This window comes from Bradyrhizobium barranii subsp. apii (genome assembly GCF_011516635.5).
GTDB classification, from domain to species: Bacteria; Pseudomonadota; Alphaproteobacteria; order Rhizobiales; family Xanthobacteraceae; genus Bradyrhizobium; species Bradyrhizobium barranii.
The window spans coordinates 2,535,452-2,554,539 of sequence record NZ_CP096255.1; the positions used below are offsets into that span (position 1 = coordinate 2,535,452).

Here is a 19,088-nt window from a genome sequence, read left to right on the forward strand (position 1 = left end):
GGATTGAGGATCATGAGTTCGAAAACCGTAAGACCCGGGTTGAAGTCCGATCAGCAGCCGGAGAAATCGCTGGACTTGCGCGCGCTCCGGCGGACGCCCGGCTTCATGCTGCGCCTCGCGCAGTTGAAGTTTTTCGAAGGCTTTTACGAGGAGTTCGCCGCGTTGGGCCTGACGCCGGCGACCTATGCGATCTTCGCCGTCATTCGTGACAATCCCGGCGTGCCGCCGAGCAGCCTCGCCAGCCTGCTTCGGCTGCGCCTGCCGAACCTGATCAAGATCCTGAACGAGCTCGAATCGTCCGGCTTCATCAAGCGCAACCGCTCGAAGGCGGATCGTCGCGCCGTCGAGCTGATGCTGACGCCGAAGGGCGCAAAGCTCATTGCCGAGGGGGCAAGGCTGACGGAGCCCTACAACGAAAAGATGCTGGCCCCGCTCAGCTCGGCCGAGCAGCGCGCGCTGCTGGAATTGCTGAACCGGCTCCTGCCGCTCTAGGGTCGGGCTCTATCGCTTCCTGACCAGCTTCAGGGGACGACCGGTCTTCTGAATGCGGGGCTTGGTCGCAACGCTCTGTGCGTCGGGGGGGTTCAGGAAGCGGACGAGCATCGTTCTCAGATGCTCTACGCTCTGCTTGATATCCAGCTTGGGATTGCGGATCGGCATGGCGCGGGATCCGTCGACGAGGGCGATCAGGATGTTTGCCGTCGCGTCCGGATCTAACCCCGGATCCACCCGCCCCTGCTGCTGCGCCTGGCGCAGGAAATCGCTCCACATGCGGCGGACCGCCCCGGTGTGGCGTTCGATGATCTCGGCGAATTCCGGATTGCGGGCGGCCTCCGCGAGGCCATCCAGATTGAGGATCTGGGCGGGACGAAATCGCAGGCTGGATTCCTCGATATCGACGAGCAGCGCCTCGATCACGTCGGGGGCGGCCAGAATTTTTTCGAACTTTTCGGCCGACCGCGCGAGACCGAGGTCGATCATCGCCTCGATGATCGCCTCCTTGCTCGCGAAGTAGTGATAGAGGTGGCCCGGACTGATGCCGGCTTCGGTGCAGATATCTGTCGTGCTGGCGCCGCGGAAGCCGTCCCTGATGAAGCAGCGGATCGCCGCGCCGAGGATTTCCCCGCGCTTCTGCTCATGCTTGACGGGGTCGACTTTCCTCAAACCGGACATCTCCATTCACACTCGCCCCGTTTAGCACGACGGTCCGCCACGAGAAAATCAAAATTAGAGAGTTCCATCTATTTATGTTGACGGATGTTGCGAGGCGTGAGAAGTGATTATTAGAGCGATCTCTCTAATAAGCTGCCGAAGCGGGAATGGGACCATGTGCTTTCCACGGACGGCCCTGATGGGTGCCGCGCTTGCGCTCGGAGGGTGTGCGACCGCGCCGCTCGAACAGGCCGGCTCGCTCAGGAGCTACGACCGGATGTCGGAAGCGAACGGGCTGGTGACGCGATCGAAAATCCGCGTGAACAAGCAGGATGTGCTGGCGGCGAAGACGATCCGGATCGCATCGACCGTCTTTCCCGCGCGCACCGATGTCGTGTTGAACGAAAAGGAACGTCGCCTGGTTGCGAACGCCATCAGCCGCGAGCTGTGTCTCCGCTTGAGCGAGCGCTTCCGTATCGTCTCATCCGATGACGACGCCGATCTCACGGTGCAGGCGACGGTGACGCATGCCGCGCCGACCAGCCCGACCGCCTCCGGCGCATCGAAAGCCCTGTCGATTGCCAAGACCGTTGCGCTGCCCGGCGTGCCTGTACCGGTGCCGAGGCTTCCGGTCGGGCTCGGCAGCCTGTCGGTCGAGGCGGAAGCGCGCGATTTTGCAGGATTTCAGAAGGCGGCCATGGTCTGGGCGCGCGGCGCCAACTCGATTACCAACTCTCCGCGGGTCGCCAATGAGGGCGATGCCTACGATCTCGCCGCCGATTTCGGCACGGACTTCGCAAAACTGGTTACGACCGGAGAGTCGCCGTTCGGCGGCATCCCTGCGCTGCCGCCGATGGACAGCATTCCCGTGCGCCTCGGCGGTGCACCCAAATACGTCGCCTGCGAAGCGTTCGGACGGTTTCCCGGCATCACCGGCATCGCGGGGCAGGGGCTCGGCCTGCCGCCGGCCTGGACCGATTCCGGCGCCAAGGAGAGCCCGGCCAACAATCCGGCCCCGCCGCCTGTGCCCGGAGCGAATTCAGAGCAGGCGCTGACACAATGATGCGGCTGCGCGCCCCGCAACATCCGAGCTCGACATATTGGTAGCCGATCAGAGTTGATGACATGCTGACATCCGGAATAACTCGCCCTTCCCAACGCGCCTTGCGCCAAAGCGCAGCGCGTGACGATGCGCGCGCGAGCAGCGTTCCCCTGTTCACGGCCGATGAGGCGTGGAGCCGGACGAACGCAGATCGGCATGCAGTCGACGAGAGGGATGACCAGGACTCGATGCTCGAGCCCGGCTTCTGGATGACGGCCCTGGTCGCGTTCCTGCCCACGGTCGCCGGCTGCCTCTATCTCGTCTTGACCCAGGGATGAGGCGCGCACCGAGCGCGGCACCGGGGACAAGCGATGCATTCACGATATGAGTTGGCGTGCGGCCAGCGAAGGTCCGTCTTCGGCCGCCGCAGATCTCTGGCGGCCTTGTCCGCCGTCTTGACGCTGCTGCTGGCGGGATGCGCGTCGAGCGGGAATTTGCCTCCTGTCTATCATCCTCCGCGTCCGCCTGGTGCCAAGGCGGTGCAGGAGGGCGTCAGGAAGGCAGCCGCCGAAGTCAAGCTGACCGGAGCACTCGAGACATCCGCCGTCCGCCCTACTGACCACGGGCCGGCGTCGTATTTCGTCTGCCTGAGGCAGCTCGGTGGTCCGTCTGACAGACACCCGGCCTATTCGGTCTTTTTCGACGATGACGCCTACAAGGGAATCCAGAGCTCGGTGATCCTCGACGCCTGCGAAGCCCAGCCATGGGTTCCGTTCAATTGATGTCGGGGATGGCAAGGGGGCCGAATGAGAACCTCGACCGACGGGCGTCACGGGCCCGGTTCCGTGCCCCAAAATCCACCCAATCGGTGGTCACTAAGCCCGCGGAGGAGGCCTTTGCCTCCCATGGCGGGACTGCTGGACGGATGATCGATTTGAGGCGGCTAGTCGTGCTGGCAGCGGTTGCGCTGCTCGCCCTAGGCACCGGCATGGCCGTTGCCTCACCTGCGAAGCCGAAGCGCCCCGCGGTCGCGACCGCTGTGCCGCCGCCTCCTGCCCCGCCCGCCGAACCGCTGCCGCCGCCAAAGATCTACCTGTTCCGCGGCGCCATGGGGCCGATCTTCTCGACCGGCATGGACCGGCTCAGCGAAAAGCTGACGAAGGCCGGCTTCTCGGCCGACGTCTATGAATTCACCATCTGCCGATGGATCGGCGATCGTGTCATCTCCAGCTACAACGAGAGCCCGGCGCCGATCGTGCTGATCGGCCACTCCATGGGCGGGCTGTGCTCGGTCGTGATCTCCGAGATGGCGGCCAAGGAGAACATCCGGATCAGCCTCGTCATCGCCATCGATTCCGCGCATGCGACCGGCGACGTGCCGCTCAATGTCGAGCGCTTCATCAACATCTTCCTCTCCGACAGCGTGCTCGGCGGCGGCGACGTCGTGGCCGTGCCCGGCTATCGCGGCCATTACGCGAGCTACGACCTCAAGGAGAACAGCCGCGTCTCGCACATCAACATCGAGAAGTCGGACGACATCCATCGCCAGATCATCGAGATGGTGACGCAGCTGCCACGCATCCCCGCGCAGAGCCAGGCCGATGCGGTACCGTTGCGCTATCTCGTGCCGCCGAACACGCCGGTGGAATTGTGGGACAGCGGCGTGCGGGTGCCGGTGCGCGCGGGCGACACCATGGAGAGCATCGCCGCCGCCCGCCGCGTGCCACTGTGGACGCTGGCGCAGAGCAACTCGCTGGCGGAGAACGCGACCCTCACCCCCGGCCAGTCCATCATCGTCCCGCGCCATCTGACGCCGCCGGAGCCTGTGGCCGCGATGGCGGCGCCGGCGCCGCCGCCGCAAGGGCGGAAGTAGTTGATCCACAACTCGTCATGGCCGGGACAAGCCCGGCCATGACGTCGGGTAGCGATTACACGTTCGTCCCGTGGATCGCGTCGATCACGGCGTCCGTGACTTCCTTCGTCGTCGCCTTGCCGCCGACATCGGGCGTCAGCACACCGGCCGCGCAGACGCGCTCGACCGCCGACATCAGCCGTATTGCCGCGTCCTTCTCGCCGAGATGCTCCAGCATCTGGGCACCGGTCCAGAAGGTCGCGACCGGGTTGGCGATGCCCTTGCCGGTGATGTCGAACGCCGAGCCGTGGATCGGCTCGAACATCGAGGGGAAGCGGCGCTGCGGGTCGATGTTGCCGGTCGGCGCGACGCCGAGGCTGCCGGCGAGTGCGCCGGCAAGATCGGAGAGGATGTCGGCGTGGAGGTTGGTCGCAACGATCGTGTCGAGGCTCTTCGGATGCAGCGTCATGCGCACCGTCATGGCGTCGACCAGCATCTTGTCCCAGGTCACATCGGGGAATTCGGTCGCGACTTCGGCTGCTATCTCGTCCCACATCACCATGCCGTGGCGCTGCGCGTTCGACTTGGTCACGACCGTCAGGAACTTGCGCGGCCGCGACTGCGCGAGCTGAAACGCGTAGCGCATGATGCGGGTGACGCCGACGCGGGTGAACACAGCGACCTCGGTGCCGACCTCTTCCGGCAGGCCCTTGTGGGCACGGCCGCCCATGCCGGCATATTCGCCTTCCGAGTTCTCGCGCACGATCACCCAGTCGAGATCGCCAATGCCGACATTGCGCAACGGCGAGGCGACGCCGGGCAGGATCTTGGTCGGCCGCACGTTGGCGTATTGGTCAAAGCCCTGGCAGATCGGCAGGCGCAGGCCCCACAGCGTGATGTGATCGGGCACATCGGGCGCACCGACCGCGCCGAAATAGATCGCGTCGAACTTCTTCAGCTCGGCAAGGCCGTCAGCCGGCATCATCACGCCGTGCTTCTTGTAATAGTCCGAGCCCCAGTCGAACGTCTTGACGTTGAAGGCGAGGTCGCCGCTGCGTTTTGCGAGCGCCTCCAGCACGCGGACGCCGGCCGAGATAACCTCGGGGCCGATGCCGTCGGCCGGAATTGCTGCGATCGAATGAGTGCGCATGAAGATGCTCCGTTTGAGATGTCAGTGGGATTGCGGGACGGGTTCGACGGGCGCGGTCTGCGCGCGCGACAATAGCAGGGTCAGGACCGCCGAGAGAACGAGCAGGCCGCTGACGAAATAGAGTCCGCCGACAAAACTGCCGGTCTGGTCCTTGATCCAGCCGATCATGGCCGGACCGACGAAGCCGCCGAGATTGCCGATCGAGTTGATGGTGGCGATCCCAGCCGCGGCCGCGGGGCCGGACAGGAACAGCGTCGGCATGCTCCACAGCGGCGGCTTGGCCGAGGAGATGCCGATGTTCACCAGCGCCAACGCCACCAGCACGGCGACGACGCCGGCCGCAAGCCCGGCATAGGCGAGGCCCGCAGCGGCGATCAGGCAGGCCCACACGACGTGCCAGGTACGCTCGCCGGTGCGGTCCGAGTGCCGCGCCCAGAGGATCATGGCGACGACGGCGGCGGTTGCAGGCAGGGCGTTGAGGAAGCCGACCTGAAGCGAGGAGAGGCCGAACTGCTTGATGATCTGCGGCGCCCAGACGCCGAGCGTGTAGAGGCCGGCCGAGGTGCCGAAATAGATCAGCGACAGCGCCAGCACCCGCGGGTCCGCAAGCCCGCGCCAGATGCTGTGGCTCGCGGTCGCGGCCTTGCTCGTGGTCTCAGCGTTCATGGTCTCGACCAGCCAGCGCCGCTCGTCCTCCGCAAGCCATTTCGCCTTCTCGGGGCGATCGGTCAGGAAACCGAGCACGACGAAGCCGAGCACCACGGCCGGCAGCGCCTCCAGCACGAACAGCCATTGCCAGCCCTTGAAGCCGAGATGGCCGTCCATCTCCAGCAGCGCGCCTGATATCGGCGAGCCCAGCACGGTCGAGAGTGGCGCGGCCGCCATGAACAGCGCGGTCACCGCGGCGCGCTGGCGCGCCGGGAACCAGTAGGAGAGGTAGAGGATGATGCCGGGAAAGAAGCCGGCTTCGGCGACACCAAGCAGGAAGCGCAGCACGTAGAAGCTGGTCGCGCCTTGCACGAACGCCATCGCCGCCGACACGAGGCCCCAGGTGATCATCACCCGCGCGATCCAGATCCGCGCGCCGACCTTGTGCAGGATGATGTTGGACGGCACCTCGAACAGGAAGTAGCCCCAGAAGAAGATGCCGGCACCGAAGCCGTAGACCACGGACGACAGGCCGATGTCCTTGTTCATCGTCAGCGAGGCGAAGCCGATATTGACGCGGTCGATGAAGGCCACGAAGTACAGCAGCATGATGAAGGGAACGATGCGCCAGGTGATCTTGCGCAGCACGCGCGTCTGAATCTCGCTCGCCACCCTGGCCTCCTCGAGTTCCGGTTCGTTGTTGTATCGGCGGACCCGGAGGTCCACGCCGGCAACGAGCCTAGGCGGGGGAAGGAGGCATACTCAATTGGCGCTGGTTTATACAAAAAAATGATATAATCCTCGCCTGGCGAGACGAGAGGACCTTGGATGGAATTGCATCAGTTGCGATGCTTCGTGGCGGCGGCCGAGCAGCTGCATTTCGGCCATGCGGCGCAGCAGCTTCAGATGCTGCCCTCCGCGCTCGGCCGGCAGATCAGGCTGTTGGAAGAAGATCTGGGAACGCGGCTGTTCGCACGGACCACGCGCGCGGTGTCGCTGACGGAAGACGGTTCGACGCTGCTGCGCGATGCCCGCGCCATCCTCGCCAAGGTCGAGGCGGTCGAGAGCAATCTGCGCAACCGCTCGCGTGCCGGCGCCGCGCGGCGGCTGCGGGTCGGCGCCATCGACAGCGCGGCGGCGGGATTGCTGCCGCCGCTCTTGCGCGATTTCCGCGACAAGCATCCTGAGATCGCGGTGCAGCTGCTCGAGGACAAGACCGTCCGGCTGCTGCCGAAGATTTTGACCGGCGCGCTGGATCTCGCCTTCGTCCGCCCGCCCGACAGTGCGGACAAGCGGCTCGAATTCCGCGATCTGCTCCAGGAGACCGCCATCGTGGCGTTTCCGCAGCGGCATGCGCTCGCCGAGCGCAAGTCGATCACGCTGGCGCAGATCGCCGACGAGGCGATGCTGGTGCCGGACCGCCGCTCGCGGCCGCACAGCCATGACCTCACGATCAAGCTGTTCGAGCAGGCCGGACTGACGCCGCGCATCGTGCAGGTCGCCGACGAGAAGCAGACCATCATCCATCTGGTGGCAACGAAGCTCGGCGTTGCGATCGTGCCGCGCTGGACCACGCGGATGGCGGTGACGGGCGTGCGCTTCGTGCCGCTGCGGCCGAAGCAGAGCGGCCCCATCGGCCGCCTGCCGCTTGCCGCCGCATGGCTGCGCGGTTCGCGCGACCCGGCCCGCGATGCCATGCTGGCGGTGCTGGAGGCGCGCCTGCGCAGCTATGCGCGGGAGGCGTGAGCGGCTATGACATTGGCCTGGCGAGAAGGTGGGATGCGATGACTGGACAGAAAGCTTCGAACGAATTGCGGGTTGCCATCGCAGGCCTGGGCTCGATCGGCACCAAGATCGCGTCGGCGCTCGATCAGGGTATCGAGGGCTTGACCCTGTCGGCCGTCGCGGTGCGCAATCCCGCCAAGCATCAGGCGTTTCTGGGCGGCCTGCGTCGTGCGCCATCCGTGCTGCCGATCGATCAGCTCGGTGACGCCGCGGATATCGTGGTCGAATGCGCGCCGAGCAGCCAGTTGCGCGCGATCGTCGAACCCGCGGTGAAACGCGGCAAGGCCGCGGTCGTCGTCAGCGTCGGCGGGCTGCTCGACAATTTCGATCTCGTCGATCTCGCCCGCGCCAATGGTGGCCGCATCATCGTGCCGACCGGGGCGTTGATCGGGCTGGACGCCGTCAACGCCGCCGCAATCGGCACCATCAACTCGGTGAAGATGGTGACGCGCAAGCCGATCGACGGCTTGAAGGGCGCGCCCTTCATCGTCGAGAACAACATCGATATCGACAATCTGCGCGAGCCGCTCAAGCTGTTCGAGGGCACCGCGCGCGAGGCCGCAAAGGGCTTTCCGGCCAATCTCAACGTCGCGGTCGCGCTGTCGCTCGCGGGCGTCGGGCCCGACCGCACCTCGGTGCAGATCTGGGCCGATCCGACCGTGACGCGCAACGTTCACCGCATCGAGGTCGAAGCGGATTCGGCGCGCTTCTCGATGTCGATCGAGAACATCCCGTCGGAGAATCCCAAGACGGGCCTGATCACGGCGCTCTCCGTGATCGCGCTGCTACGCAAGCAGCGCGCCACGCTTTGTGTCGGGACGTAACCTCTACGCGCCCGTGACGCGCCAGATCACGTTGCCGACGTCGTCGGCCATCAGCAGCGACTTCTTGTCGGGGCCGATCACGACGCCAACCGGGCGGCCGTAGGATTCCTTCTCGTCCGGGGACAGGAAGCCCGACAGGATGTCGCGACCGGGGCCGGAAGGCTTGCCGTTCTCGAACGGGATGAACACCAGTTTGTAGCCGGACAGCGTGCTGCGATTCCACGAGCCGTGCTGGCCGATCACCATGCCGTCGGGGAAGCCGGGCAGCGTGCCCGCCGGCATCCAGCACAGGCCGAGCGAGGCGGTGTGGCCGCCAAGCGCATAGTCCGGTTGAAGCGCCTTGGCGACCATCGCCGGATCCTGCGGCACGCGATCGTCGACCGTCTTGCCCCAGTAGCAATAGGGCCAGCCGTAGAAGCCGCCGTCGCGCACCGAGGTGAGATAGTCCGGCGGCGTCTCGTCGCCGAGCCCGTCGCGCTCGTTGACGACGGTCCAGAGCACGTTCGTATTGGGCTCCCACGCGAGTCCAACCGGGTTGCGCAGTCCCGCACCAAAAATGCGATGCGTGCCGGCGGCGAGATCGAGCTCATAGACCGCGGCGCGGCCTTCCTCGACCTCCATGCCCATCTCGGCGATGTTGCTGAGCGAGCCGACACCGGCATAGAGCTTCTTGCCGTCGGGGCTTGCGAGCAGGCTGCGCGTCCAGTGGCCGCTCGGCTTGAACGTCGTGAGCCGCTTGCCCGGCGCGGTGATGCGGTCGGCATTGGCGACATAGGGGAAGGCCATCACGCCGTCGGTGTTGCCGACATAGAAGGTGTTGCCGACCAGCGCCATGCCGAAGGGCTGGCTGAGGTTCTCCATGAAGGCGCCGCGCACTTCGGCGACGCCGTCGCCGTCCTTGTCGCGCAGCAGCGTGATGCGGTTGGCGCTGACGCCGAGCGCTGCGGCGCGCCGCATCGTCGCCTGCATCGCATAGTGAAACACCGACCTTGGCGCGCCCGCAATCTGCGTCGCCTCCGCGATCAGCACGTCGCCATTCGGCAGCACCTCGATCCAGCGCGGATGGTCGAGTCCAGTCGCGAACGCATTGACCTTGAGCCCGGGGGCGACCGTCGGCTTCTGCCCCTCGCTCCAGCCCCTGGCCGTCGGCATCTTCAAGGTCGGCAGCGCCCCCTGCGGCTTCGCTTCGGGAATCGCCGGCGCCTGGCCCCAGGCCGGCGCGGGCGCGGTGCCCGACAGCCGCCGCCATTGCAGCGCGGCACCGCCGATCAGCGCGACGAACTGCGCGAAGATGCTGGAAAAGGTCATGGAAATCCCCTGTTGAACGTACGGCACAGTCCAACGACGGATCGCCCAAAGCCCCGCGCGGGCTCAGACCTTATCGTCGACCTCTCCATATCCACGATGGGATGTCGTCGTGCCTTTTTGCGCGCGCATCCAACTGGGTAGCGGCAAAAAGGTCAACCGTTACGGAACTAGATCAGCGCCTATTCCCGAGGAATGGCAGCCGACCAAATTTGCATGGAGAGGAAAGTCAGCGGCCGATTTGCCGGTCCAGCCGCCGGCGCGAGCCTCTGCTCCTACGCTAGGCACGCCCAAAGGACGTTGCTGACTGATTTTCGGTGCCATTGCCCGCCGCGCGCCGTTACGACATCTCCAAGCATGCAACTGTTTAACCATCCGTTAACCATAGCTATTCATGATACTGCCCGTGTATGTGTGTTCGCGACGAGCTTGAATTGCATGGCGCAGCGTGGTTCCAGAGCGCCAGTTGGAGGGGATGAGGGCGTCCTGAGCTTTCCCTCACCGCTGGCACCAGACAAGGGAGCAACGGCTCTCGATCTGGTATATCAAGCGGCCGATGTCTTCCGCGATATGGAGAAGCACGCCCGCGTGACCGAAGCGCGTGCCCAATCACTTTGCACGAGCGCCATAGAAAGATTGCGGCTGGCCGAAGGGCGAGCGGAGGCCGCCGAGCGGGCACAGCGTGAACTCACCGTAGCCACCCAAACTAAGCTGCAAGATGCTTGCCGAGCGCTGGAGCAAGCCCAGTGCTGCATTGAAGCTCAGAAGGATAAGTTGACGGCCGTAGAGCTTCGCGCCGAAGTTGCGGAAGCCGAAGCGCGACAAGCCAAGGAAGCGCTCGCGCTCGTTGAAGAGGCCATTCGCAAGCGTCTGCTTTGCGCAAATCCGCATGCCGATGGCAGGTTGGCAGCGGTAGCCTGATCAATTGCGACTGCAATGACTCACTGGGTGCTACCGCGCGGGCAGGCGCGGAGCGGGCGAACTCACCCTGCTGTGAGCCTGGCGGTAGCCACCGCCTTCAGCATTTGAAATCGGGCGGGATGGGGTTCGACCCAAATAGGGCCGGTGCAGCCTGAGAGGCTCATTTTACTTACGGGACAACACCCCGCGTTACCCGCGCGCGCCAATTCCAATGACAGAGCCAAACGATAACGAACCATTAACCATGTTGGGCTATCTGGAGAATTGGGCATTCGGGGCGCGTGTGCTGGCTTGCGGGCCAGCCGGTGGGGATGTCCCGGGTTCTGTTGAATTTCTGAAGAGGTCGGCGTTGCCCACCTTGAGCCGGTAGGCTCGGGGTGCTGATTCCACAAAGGAGAGCAACGCCATGACGAGAGATATCACACCGGCTGGTTGGCCGGCGACCGGGGCTGTGGAGAATCATTTGCGGAAGTGCGAGCGAGCTTCGATCGGTTCTGCCTTGCGGCAGGAATCGAGGCGCTCGGCACGATGATGGAGGCGGATGTGACAGCGGCCTGCGGGCCGCGCCACGGTCGTGATGCGGCGCGGCGGGCGCACCGTTGGGGCCGAACGCGGGGGCGGATCGGTTTCCACGGCGGCAAGATCGAGGTCGGTCGCCCGCGGGTCCGGGGCATGGACGGCCGCGAGGTCACGATCCCGAGCTGGGAAACGGCGGCGCAGGAGGACTGGCTCGGTCGCTGGGCGATGAACCTGATGCTGATCAATGTGTCGACGCGCCGGTTCGGCCGCGCCGTCCGGCTGCCCGAGGGTGACGTGCCGGCACCGCCCGGATCGGGGATTTCGAAGTCGGCGGCCTCGCGGAGGTTCGTGGCTCTGTCGGCGGCGCGGCTGGCCGACTTCATGGCTGCCGATCTGTCCGCGCTCGACCTTCTGGTGGTCCAAATCGACGGGCTGCATCTCGACGACGATCTCGTGCTGGTGGCCGCGATCGGGGTTGACGGCGAAGGCAACAAGCATCCGCTGGCGCTGGTGGAAGGGGCGACCGAGAATGCAGCAACGGTTCAGGCCCTGCTGGACAACCTGGTCTCGCGCGGGCTCGACCCGACGGTGCCAAGACTGTTCATCGCCGACGGCGCGAAGGCGTTGTCGAAGGCGATCCGCCGCACCTTCGGTTCGGCCGCTGCGATCCAGCGCTGCCAGATCCACAAGGCGCGCAACATCATGGAACGCCTGCCGAAAGAGCATCATGCGGCCACCCGCCGGGTGCTGCGCCAGGCCTGGGAGCTCGATGACGCCGACAAGGCTGAAAAATTGATCCGCAATCTCGCGCGTCGACTCGACCAGCAATGGCCCGGCGTTGCGGCCAGTATCCTCGAAGGCCTCGACGAAATCCTGACTGTCGTCCGGTTGAAGTTGCCGAAGGAGCTTCGCCGATCGCTCGCCTGTACCAATATCGCCGAGAACATGATGGGCACCATTCGCCGCGTCACGCGCAACGTTAAACGCTGGCGGGATGCCGGTATGGCCTTGCGATGGGTCGCGGCCGGTATGATCGAGGCCAACAAGGGCTTCCGACGATTGAAGGCGCATAAGCAATTGTCGGTTCTGCGTGCGGCCCTTCAAGCTCACCACGATCGCATGACAATCAAGTCCGTTGCCCACGTCACGAGGGCTGCGTAATATTCATTCCGGCAACGTCGACCCGACGTAGTTCAACAGCGATCGGGACATCCCCCAGCCGGTAGCGTAGGCGTGGACCCATGGCCCTTGACCCGGAAGAACTCGTCACCCTGACAGATCACGGCTCGATGAAACTGCGCGCGGCAGTATCGCGCGCGATGACGTTGCCACCCAAGGAACGCAAGCGGACGACAATCGTCCGCGAGGGTGAACCGGCGATCCTGCATTTCGAGCAGATCAAAAACCTTGCGGCGCGGTGGAACGAACGGCTCGCGCCAATCGACTGACTAGTTTCGCTGTGCTGGTGTCAATCGAGCCCCGAGCCCCCAAAAGAGGCGGCCCGTGCACGGCCTCGTCGACCCTCGGTAAGCATGAGTTTGATGCCGGTCGCCGCATGCGGATTACCGTTCGTTGCGACCTGCGTCCGCGAAGGCCGCCGAGATTTCTCGCAATGAGCGCCGACCGCCCTTGGGCCGCACCCGCACGACTCATGGCTTCCGCTGCCCCGTTAAGATTTCATTAACCCTACTGGAGCAAGTCTTTTGGCCGGGCTGGGCGGATCATTCGCAAGGAAAATCCCATGCCAAATCTGGAAGAGGCAATTCGCGAGCGCGCCTACCACCTCTGGGTCGCCGATGGGCAACCCGACGGAAAGGCGGAAGTCCATTGGATGCATGCTCAATACGAAATTCTCGAGACGTCAGTTGCAAGCCCTGCTGTGGCTGACATCGTAGTGACAAAACCCGCCAGAAGGGTGCGATCCCCGAAAAAGCAAAACTCGCGCTAACGGGTCCAGCGCGAGGACGTGCGCCATTCGCAATTCGGTCGGCGGGCTGCCGGTCGTCGTTAGAAATGACATCCAACGATGCGGGAATTGGCAGCCTCGCTAACCCAAATTTCTTCGAGAGGAACAGACAACAACACCTAGACTATTCGTCGGGTCGGCAGTTCAATTGGCATTGGTTGATCGAGTCGGTTTCTCGCACCATCCAGCGCCGAGAGCGACGAGCGCCGACGTGACCAGAGCCAATGGCAACCAGTGTCCGACGGGACCAGCGTCCATAAGGCCAGCGTCAAAGAGGCCAGGGTCCAGAAGGCCAGCGTAGAGCGAGCATCAACCCTGCAAGCAGCCCGCCAAGTCTGCTCGCAGCCCAACTTGGCAAGACACGGCAAGGCCTTTGCCAGCGAAGAGCCTTTGAGGCTTTTGGGACCATCGGTTACTCCGATGGTCCCTTTTCATTGTGGTGCCATTGGCGCGAGACATCGGGCGGCTGTTGCTTCCGCGTTCACCATGCAATCGAGCGAGGAACGCTATTTGATCGTCGCGTGCACAGTGATTGCCGACGTGCCAGAAGCTGTCGGTCCCTGACCCGTCGCTTTGATGGCAAAGGTATCGCTACCCTTAGTGTCTGTTCCAAAACATGTTGAGTCGAATGAATCGGTTGTGATTCAAGGTGAGCGGCCTGATTCGATGGGGACGCGCCGCCAATGTGGACTACCGAGAACCGTGCACGCTACGACCGCAGCCGCCTGCGCTATCCGAGCGACTTGACCGACGAGGAGTGGGCGCTGATCGCGCCTCGCATCCCGCCGGCCAAGCGCGGCGGCAACAAGCGTACGGTGGACCTGCGCGAGATTGCCAACGGGCTGATGTACATCCTGAGCACAGGTTGCCAGTGGCGCGCGATCCCCAAGGACCTGCCGCCGCGCTCGACGCTGTATGGCTACTTCGATCTGTGGAGCTGGAACGGCACGCTCGATAAAATTCATCACGCCCTCTATGTCGAATGTCGCGAAAGGGCCGAGCGCGAGGCTTCTCCCACCGCCGCCATCATCGATAGCCAGAGCGTGAAAAGCGCTGAAAAAGGGGGCCTCATGATCTCCATGGCTACGACGCGGGCAAGAAGATCAAGGGCAAGAAGCGGCACATTCTCGTCGACACGCAAGGCCTCTTGATGCACGCCATCGTGCATGCGGCGGACATCCAGGATCGCGACGGCGGCGTGCTCCTGATGGCAACGTTGTTCGGCCTCTATCCCTTTCTTCTGAAGCTCTACGCCGACGGCGGATATCAAGGGCCACATTTCCAGAAGGGGCTGCGTAGCGCTCTGAAGCGCGTGAACCTCGAAATCGTCAAACGCTCCGATCAGGCTCACCGTTTCGTCGTCTTGCCCAAACGCTGGATCGTCGAGCGTACCTTTGCCTGGCTCGGGCGATGCCGAAGACTGTCCAAAGATTGGGAATGCTTCAATCACAGGGCGCTCGCCTTTCTCAAGCTGGCCTCCATCCGACTCATGCTGCGAAAGCTATGCAATCCAAGGTAATCTTTCCGGACAGACTCTTATATTTGGCCTTCGCCTTGTATTCGAACGTAGACAGGTTGACCCTTTTCAGCTTGCCGTGTGACGGCTTTTGAGAGATGTCCGAGCCACTCACCGTGCCGCGTATCTTGATTGGAAATTGGCAACTTCCTCCGGACGTGAGGTCAATGTCGGCCGTCGAGTTCTCGCCCCAATCCGCTAGTGTGCCTGAGATTGAGCATTCAGAAACGGCCGCCGCCCGAGATACAGACAGTAGGCTTGGACAAGCTAGCGATGAGCGCCAACGCGGCGACCTTTGACAACTGCATAATAGGCTTCTCCGTAGCGTTGTCAGTTTACGGACTTCACTCCTCTGGCACCACGGCTAGGGCTAGGCGCATGCCCTCGCAGACCCGCTCTCGTCCTGCGAGATATTTCGTATCGTCGCTTGCTTGGCTGACAAGCAAGCGACTGATGGTAAAACTTGGATCGAGCGCAAGTCCGACACTAGCAGTAACGTCGTGCAGAGAAAGCGGAACGCAGCGACCGCGCCTTCAGGACGCTCACCGCGGCGATAGGAACGGAATGATCATCGGCACGCGGCGGCAATAGGCGCCGTAGGCGTCTTCGCCGAGCTCCTTGGACAGAAACACCTCTTCCATCCGGCCCTTCTGCCACATGCCGAGCGAGATCAGGATGGCGCCGAGGATCGTCGTTACGAGGCCGATCGCGATGCCGGTGACGAGCATGCCTGCAATCAGTCCCGTGTAGATCGGGTGACGCACGATGCCGTAGGGGCCAGTGTCGATAACGCGGTGGTCTTCCTTGTGGGTGATGGTGTTGGACCAGAATTTTCCGAGATGCAGCCGGCCCCACCAGGCGAAGGCGATGCCGGCGGCCGAGAGGACCGCGGCGATGTAGATGCCGGTGTTGCCGAGCACCCAGAGCGGCTTCCAGCCCAGGACCTGTGCAACCCACGGCGTGTACAGGATTCCGCCGACCAGGATCGGCAGGCGATAGCGCTGCGACTCCAGCGTCATGACCTGCTTCTGGGTGCGGCCCTGCCAGAACGAGGCGCCGACCCAGCTGGCGAGAAAGGCGAGCCAGATCAAGGCCAGGAGTTCGGTCGGCCAGGTCGTGGTCCAGCCACCCCAGGCCACGGAGAGAAGCTTGCTGAAATCGAAGGACATGAAGGTTCTTTGCGTTTGGGCGGAGGCCTTAGCTCGCGCGCGAGGAAAGCGCGTGATGCTCGATGGCGCCGGAGGGCCGCTGGCCGTTGCGGGCGAGCAGATGGGTGATGGTTTCGCGCAAGACCGGTTCGATCGGGCGCGGCGCGTAGCCGAGCTCGGTGCGCGCCTTGCCGATCGAGAGGTCGCTCGCGGCAAGCGCGATGCGCACGCCCTCGGCGGTGCCGTTGGGCGGCCGGCGCGTGATGCGATCGGAGATGGATTCGAGCATGATCGCGGAGAGCTCGGCGATCTTGCCGGGCACGACGACCGGGAACTGCCGGCGGCCGCTCATCGCCGACATCATCCGCAGGATGTTGCCGAGCGGGACGCAGTCGCCGCCGAGGATGTAGCGCTGGCCGATGCGGCCGCGCTCCATGGTCAGCACAAGGCCCATCGCGACGTCGCGGACATCGACGAGATTGACCAGGAAGTTGAGATGCGGCTGCACCTTCTTCTGGAGGAAGTACCACAGCATTGCGGTCGGCGGCGTCAGGTTGTGGTCGGCGGCGCCGATCGGCATGGTCGGCGTGCCGATCACGAGCGGAAAGCCCGCGGCCGCCGCCTTCGCGGCGTGGTGCTCGGCGAGCGACTTCGACCGCGTATAGGCGCCGGGCATCGCATCGGCCGGCTGCAGCGCCTCTTCGGCGGCAACGCCGTTGAGGTCGGAATAGGGGAATAGGATCGATTCCGTCGAACAGTGCAGGAAGCGCGACACGCCGCGCTTCATCGCCGCGGCAAGCACGATTTCGGTGCCGCGGCAATTGACGTCGTGGAAGTCCTGCTTGTTGGCGACCCACATGCCGGGCAGGCCGGCGAGGTGATAGACCTGATCGACACCGGCGATCGCGGCCTCGACCGCGGTACCGTCCAGCACCGAGCCGTGGATGTGTTCAACGTCCGCGTTCGCTGCGGCCGGCGCACGGACATCGAGAACGCGTACCCGCTGCCCACGGGCGCGGAGCGCTTCTACAAGATGATGTCCGATGAAGCCGCTGCCACCGGTAACCAGTACGAGAGCCATGCAGAAGGTTTGCTGTTTCGCTTCTAGAGCTATCGGGTTGAAAGGGAATTGGTCGGAAGAGGCGCCAAAATCGCGGCAAGGTCGCGACGGAAGCCCAATGCAATGAATAATTTCGCCATGACAAACATCGGTCCAAGCAGGAAATGCGCGGGGTGGTCGACCATCGACGGCTGCCGTTCCTCGAAAACCCTGTGGCCCACGATCTGCGCCGCGACGCCAAATCCGATCAGCACCGCAAAAATCGACCACATCATGACGATCGAGGCCTGATTGCCGATTGCGGTTGCGACCGAAAGCAGCACGGTCATCGCGGCAAGGATGCCGAGTCCAATCCCGGCGTCCAGCATCAGCCAGTAAACCAGCACCGGCAGGGCCGCAACCACGGCCAGGCTCACCTCGATCCCGAAGATGGGAAAACGCACGAGGGTGAGCGGCAGCACGGCGCCGGTGAAGAGCAGGAGGATTCCGACCACGTGCATCGCGCAGTTCCAGGGATCGCGATGATATTCGACGTAATCGGCCAGTTGGCGTTGAAAATAACCAGCCATCTCGGTCTCGTGCAGCATGGGGTCGGGGAAGGGCGAGAACTGGCTATAGCACCTGATAGGGCAGTGCACAAACCGGCTCGCGTGTCGCGCAAAGCATGGCTGTTGCGCTTTCGACAGGCCGCAAAACGGTCGGAACTTCAAAGAGTTCCGTCAGGGGAAGCGATCTCGCTCAGCGCTTCTTGGCGGGCTTTTTCGCCGCAGGCCCGGGCGCCGCAGCTGGATGCGCAGGCGCCTCCTCCGGCACCTTGGCATAGGTCAGGATTTGCAACTGACCGTTGACCGTCGAGGTCGGCTTGGCCCGGTCGAGAAACTGCTCCTCGCCGAGGCCGATCGGATGCAGCCGCTTGGTCGAGATCTTGAAGGTGTTCACCAGGACGTCGCGGATCGCATCGGCGCGTCGCTGGCTCAGGATCGCATTGGCCTCGCGCGTCTTCACATTGGATTCGACATGGCCGACGATCAGGAACGTGTACGGCAGCAGCGAGGAGTTAACCAGCGCGTCCGCGATGCGGCCGACGGTCTGGTAGGACGCGGGCTGGATGATCGGCGTGTCGGCGTCGAACTGGATCTGCGCGTTGAAGGCGGGCAGGTTGGCGAGGTCAGGCGCGATCAGCGGGCGGTTCACTGGACCCGGATCGTTCTTGATCCTGGCCTTGGCGCGCTCCATCACCTGCTGCTTCAGCGCGGGAAGGTCGACCTCGGCGGCCTGTTCGAAATGGTTCAGCTTGCCGACGATGTCGTCACGGGTCGGCGCCGCCGTCTGCGCGCTTGCTGCGCCCGCGAGCAGGGCCAGGACCACGACCAGCGTGATGGCGATTCCGTTCGCGCGCATCACCGATACCCCGCGTCGTCGACGGCCTTCAGGCAGTTGTTGCTGATGCCCTTGGGCGTCGAGACCAGACAGGGGATCGACTTGCTGGTCTCCTTGGTCGAGCCGCCGCAGACCTTGACGATCTCGCGCTGGCAGGCGTTCGCCACCGTGACGCGCGCGGCGACGCGCTTCTGGATGGCATCGAAGGCGCCGAGATAGTCGCTCTGGCATTGCTGCGAGAGCACGTCGCGGTTGCGGGACAGGCACTCTTTCAGCCGGGTCGAGTCCGGGTTGACGCCGCGGCAATTCGCGACGATTTCCGCGCCGCAGCTCTTGGCCAGGAGCCCGATCGAATCGCCAAAGCTCATGGTCTCCGCCGCCGCTAGCGACGGCATAACCAATGCCAGCAAGATCAGTGTGATGGAGCCCCGGACCATGGGCGCATCTGATACGGGGAAGTTCGCGGTGGTCAAGGGGCGTTCGGGCGAGAACTGTCGAACGTCCGGCTAGTGCGGCGAACAGTCCTCACTCGGCCTCAGGGAGGGGTGGCCATTCGATCAGGGCGACCGTGTGTTTCCTGAGGTCGTCGGCCGCAGCAGGGTCGGCCTTGAGCTCGTCCAATGTCCGCGGCGGGGGAAGCTGGCGGCCGTCCGCGCGCAGCTCCTGCGCATAAAATGCGAGCGCCTCGGGCGCACCCTCCAGGGCCTCGTCGACGTCGTCGCCGCCGGAAATGCAGCCCGGCAGGTCGGGAAACCACAAGCCGACGGCGTCGTCCGGGCCTGCGTCCACGATGATGGCGACGTACCGAGGCATATCAGGC

Annotated in this window: 20 protein-coding genes and 2 pseudogenes; 12 read left to right on the top strand and 10 right to left on the bottom strand. The window is 64.2% G+C overall.

Going from position 1 to position 19,088, the window contains the following annotated elements:
* The first annotated feature begins 12 nt into the window (after positions 1-12).
* The gene (locus HAP41_RS12120) at positions 13-492 is read left to right on the top strand and encodes a MarR family winged helix-turn-helix transcriptional regulator (protein WP_166101849.1); all 480 of its coding nucleotides are present in this window, start codon (positions 13-15) and stop codon (positions 490-492) included.
* Positions 493-501: 9 nt separating this feature from the next.
* Here the strand turns inward: HAP41_RS12120 and HAP41_RS12125 are convergent, their stop codons facing one another.
* The gene (locus tag HAP41_RS12125) at positions 502-1,179 is read right to left on the bottom strand and encodes a TetR/AcrR family transcriptional regulator (protein WP_166101846.1); all 678 of its coding nucleotides are present in this window, start codon (positions 1,177-1,179) and stop codon (positions 502-504) included.
* 172 nt (positions 1,180-1,351) lie between these two features.
* On the opposite strand from HAP41_RS12125, the gene HAP41_RS12130 reads away from it, so the two are divergent.
* The 4 genes from HAP41_RS12130 (at position 1,352) to HAP41_RS12145 (ending at position 4,067) form a co-directional block, all read left to right on the top strand.
* A complete protein-coding gene (locus HAP41_RS12130; protein ID WP_166101843.1) occupies positions 1,352-2,215 on the top strand; it encodes a DUF3313 domain-containing protein in 864 nt (287 codons plus the stop codon).
* A 62-nt stretch (positions 2,216-2,277) separates the two neighbouring features.
* A complete protein-coding gene (locus tag HAP41_RS12135; RefSeq protein WP_166101841.1) occupies positions 2,278-2,532 on the top strand; it encodes a hypothetical protein in 255 nt (84 codons plus the stop codon).
* A gap of 117 nt (positions 2,533-2,649) precedes the next feature.
* A complete protein-coding gene (locus HAP41_RS12140) occupies positions 2,650-2,976 on the top strand; it encodes a hypothetical protein (protein ID WP_224580879.1) in 327 nt (108 codons plus the stop codon).
* Between the two features lie 143 nt (positions 2,977-3,119).
* Complete coding sequence (locus tag HAP41_RS12145) at positions 3,120-4,067, top strand: LysM peptidoglycan-binding domain-containing protein (protein WP_166101838.1); 948 nt, start codon at positions 3,120-3,122, stop codon at positions 4,065-4,067.
* 55 nt (positions 4,068-4,122) lie between these two features.
* On the opposite strand, the gene HAP41_RS12150 is transcribed toward HAP41_RS12145, so the two are convergent.
* Both HAP41_RS12150 and HAP41_RS12155 read right to left on the bottom strand, forming a co-directional pair.
* Positions 4,123-5,196 (bottom strand): tartrate dehydrogenase, encoded by a 1,074-nt coding sequence (locus HAP41_RS12150; RefSeq protein ID WP_166101831.1) that lies wholly within the window; start codon positions 5,194-5,196, stop codon positions 4,123-4,125.
* Positions 5,197-5,217: 21 nt separating this feature from the next.
* Positions 5,218-6,516, bottom strand: coding sequence for an MFS transporter (locus HAP41_RS12155; RefSeq protein WP_166101827.1), 1,299 nt, complete (start codon positions 6,514-6,516; stop codon positions 5,218-5,220).
* Between the two features lie 156 nt (positions 6,517-6,672).
* Between HAP41_RS12155 and HAP41_RS12160 the strand changes: the two genes are divergently transcribed.
* Complete coding sequence (locus tag HAP41_RS12160) at positions 6,673-7,590, top strand: LysR family transcriptional regulator (RefSeq protein WP_028147653.1); 918 nt, start codon at positions 6,673-6,675, stop codon at positions 7,588-7,590.
* 38 nt (positions 7,591-7,628) lie between these two features.
* A complete protein-coding gene (locus tag HAP41_RS12165; protein WP_166101820.1) occupies positions 7,629-8,453 on the top strand; it encodes an aspartate dehydrogenase in 825 nt (274 codons plus the stop codon).
* A 3-nt stretch (positions 8,454-8,456) separates the two neighbouring features.
* Here HAP41_RS12165 and HAP41_RS12170 read toward each other — a convergent pair whose 3' ends face one another.
* On the bottom strand, positions 8,457-9,761 hold the full coding sequence (locus HAP41_RS12170) for a PQQ-dependent sugar dehydrogenase (protein WP_166101817.1): 1,305 nt from the start codon (positions 9,759-9,761) through the stop codon (positions 8,457-8,459).
* A gap of 354 nt (positions 9,762-10,115) precedes the next feature.
* Between HAP41_RS12170 and HAP41_RS12175 the strand changes: the two genes are divergently transcribed.
* The 5 genes and pseudogenes from HAP41_RS12175 (at position 10,116) to HAP41_RS12190 (ending at position 14,683) form a co-directional block, all read left to right on the top strand.
* Positions 10,116-10,679, top strand: coding sequence for a hypothetical protein (locus HAP41_RS12175; RefSeq protein ID WP_224580878.1), 564 nt, complete (start codon positions 10,116-10,118; stop codon positions 10,677-10,679).
* Positions 10,680-11,085: 406 nt separating this feature from the next.
* Positions 11,086-12,359: pseudogene (locus HAP41_RS12180) on the top strand (IS256 family transposase).
* A gap of 80 nt (positions 12,360-12,439) precedes the next feature.
* A complete protein-coding gene (locus HAP41_RS12185) occupies positions 12,440-12,646 on the top strand; it encodes a hypothetical protein (protein WP_028147657.1) in 207 nt (68 codons plus the stop codon).
* Between the two features lie 293 nt (positions 12,647-12,939).
* Entirely contained in the window at positions 12,940-13,146 is a 207-nt protein-coding gene (locus tag HAP41_RS50725; RefSeq protein WP_166101810.1) for a DUF2934 domain-containing protein, read from the top strand.
* 701 nt (positions 13,147-13,847) lie between these two features.
* Positions 13,848-14,683 (top strand): annotated as a pseudogene (locus HAP41_RS12190) (IS5 family transposase).
* Between the two features lie 539 nt (positions 14,684-15,222).
* On the opposite strand, the gene HAP41_RS12195 reads toward HAP41_RS12190, so the two are convergent.
* From HAP41_RS12195 to HAP41_RS12220, 6 genes are all read right to left on the bottom strand, one after another.
* Positions 15,223-15,849, bottom strand: a complete 627-nt coding sequence (locus HAP41_RS12195) for a methyltransferase family protein (protein WP_063981571.1) — start codon at positions 15,847-15,849, stop codon at positions 15,223-15,225.
* A gap of 28 nt (positions 15,850-15,877) precedes the next feature.
* Positions 15,878-16,909 carry an NAD-dependent epimerase/dehydratase family protein gene (locus HAP41_RS12200; protein WP_071910445.1) on the bottom strand — a complete coding sequence of 344 codons (1,032 nt, stop codon included), beginning with the start codon at positions 16,907-16,909 and terminating at the stop codon, positions 15,878-15,880.
* Between the two features lie 29 nt (positions 16,910-16,938).
* A complete protein-coding gene (locus HAP41_RS12205; RefSeq protein ID WP_166101806.1) occupies positions 16,939-17,475 on the bottom strand; it encodes an Mpo1 family 2-hydroxy fatty acid dioxygenase in 537 nt (178 codons plus the stop codon).
* 151 nt (positions 17,476-17,626) lie between these two features.
* The gene (locus HAP41_RS12210) at positions 17,627-18,289 is read right to left on the bottom strand and encodes an OmpA family protein (RefSeq protein WP_166101803.1); all 663 of its coding nucleotides are present in this window, start codon (positions 18,287-18,289) and stop codon (positions 17,627-17,629) included.
* Positions 18,289-18,705, bottom strand: coding sequence for a hypothetical protein (locus HAP41_RS12215; RefSeq protein ID WP_166101797.1), 417 nt, complete (start codon positions 18,703-18,705; stop codon positions 18,289-18,291). Before HAP41_RS12215 ends, HAP41_RS12210 begins: the two co-directional genes overlap by 1 nt.
* Before the next feature lie 88 nt (positions 18,706-18,793).
* Entirely contained in the window at positions 18,794-19,081 is a 288-nt protein-coding gene (locus tag HAP41_RS12220; protein ID WP_166101795.1) for a type II toxin-antitoxin system HicB family antitoxin, read from the bottom strand.
* Positions 19,082-19,088: the final 7 nt, after the last annotated feature.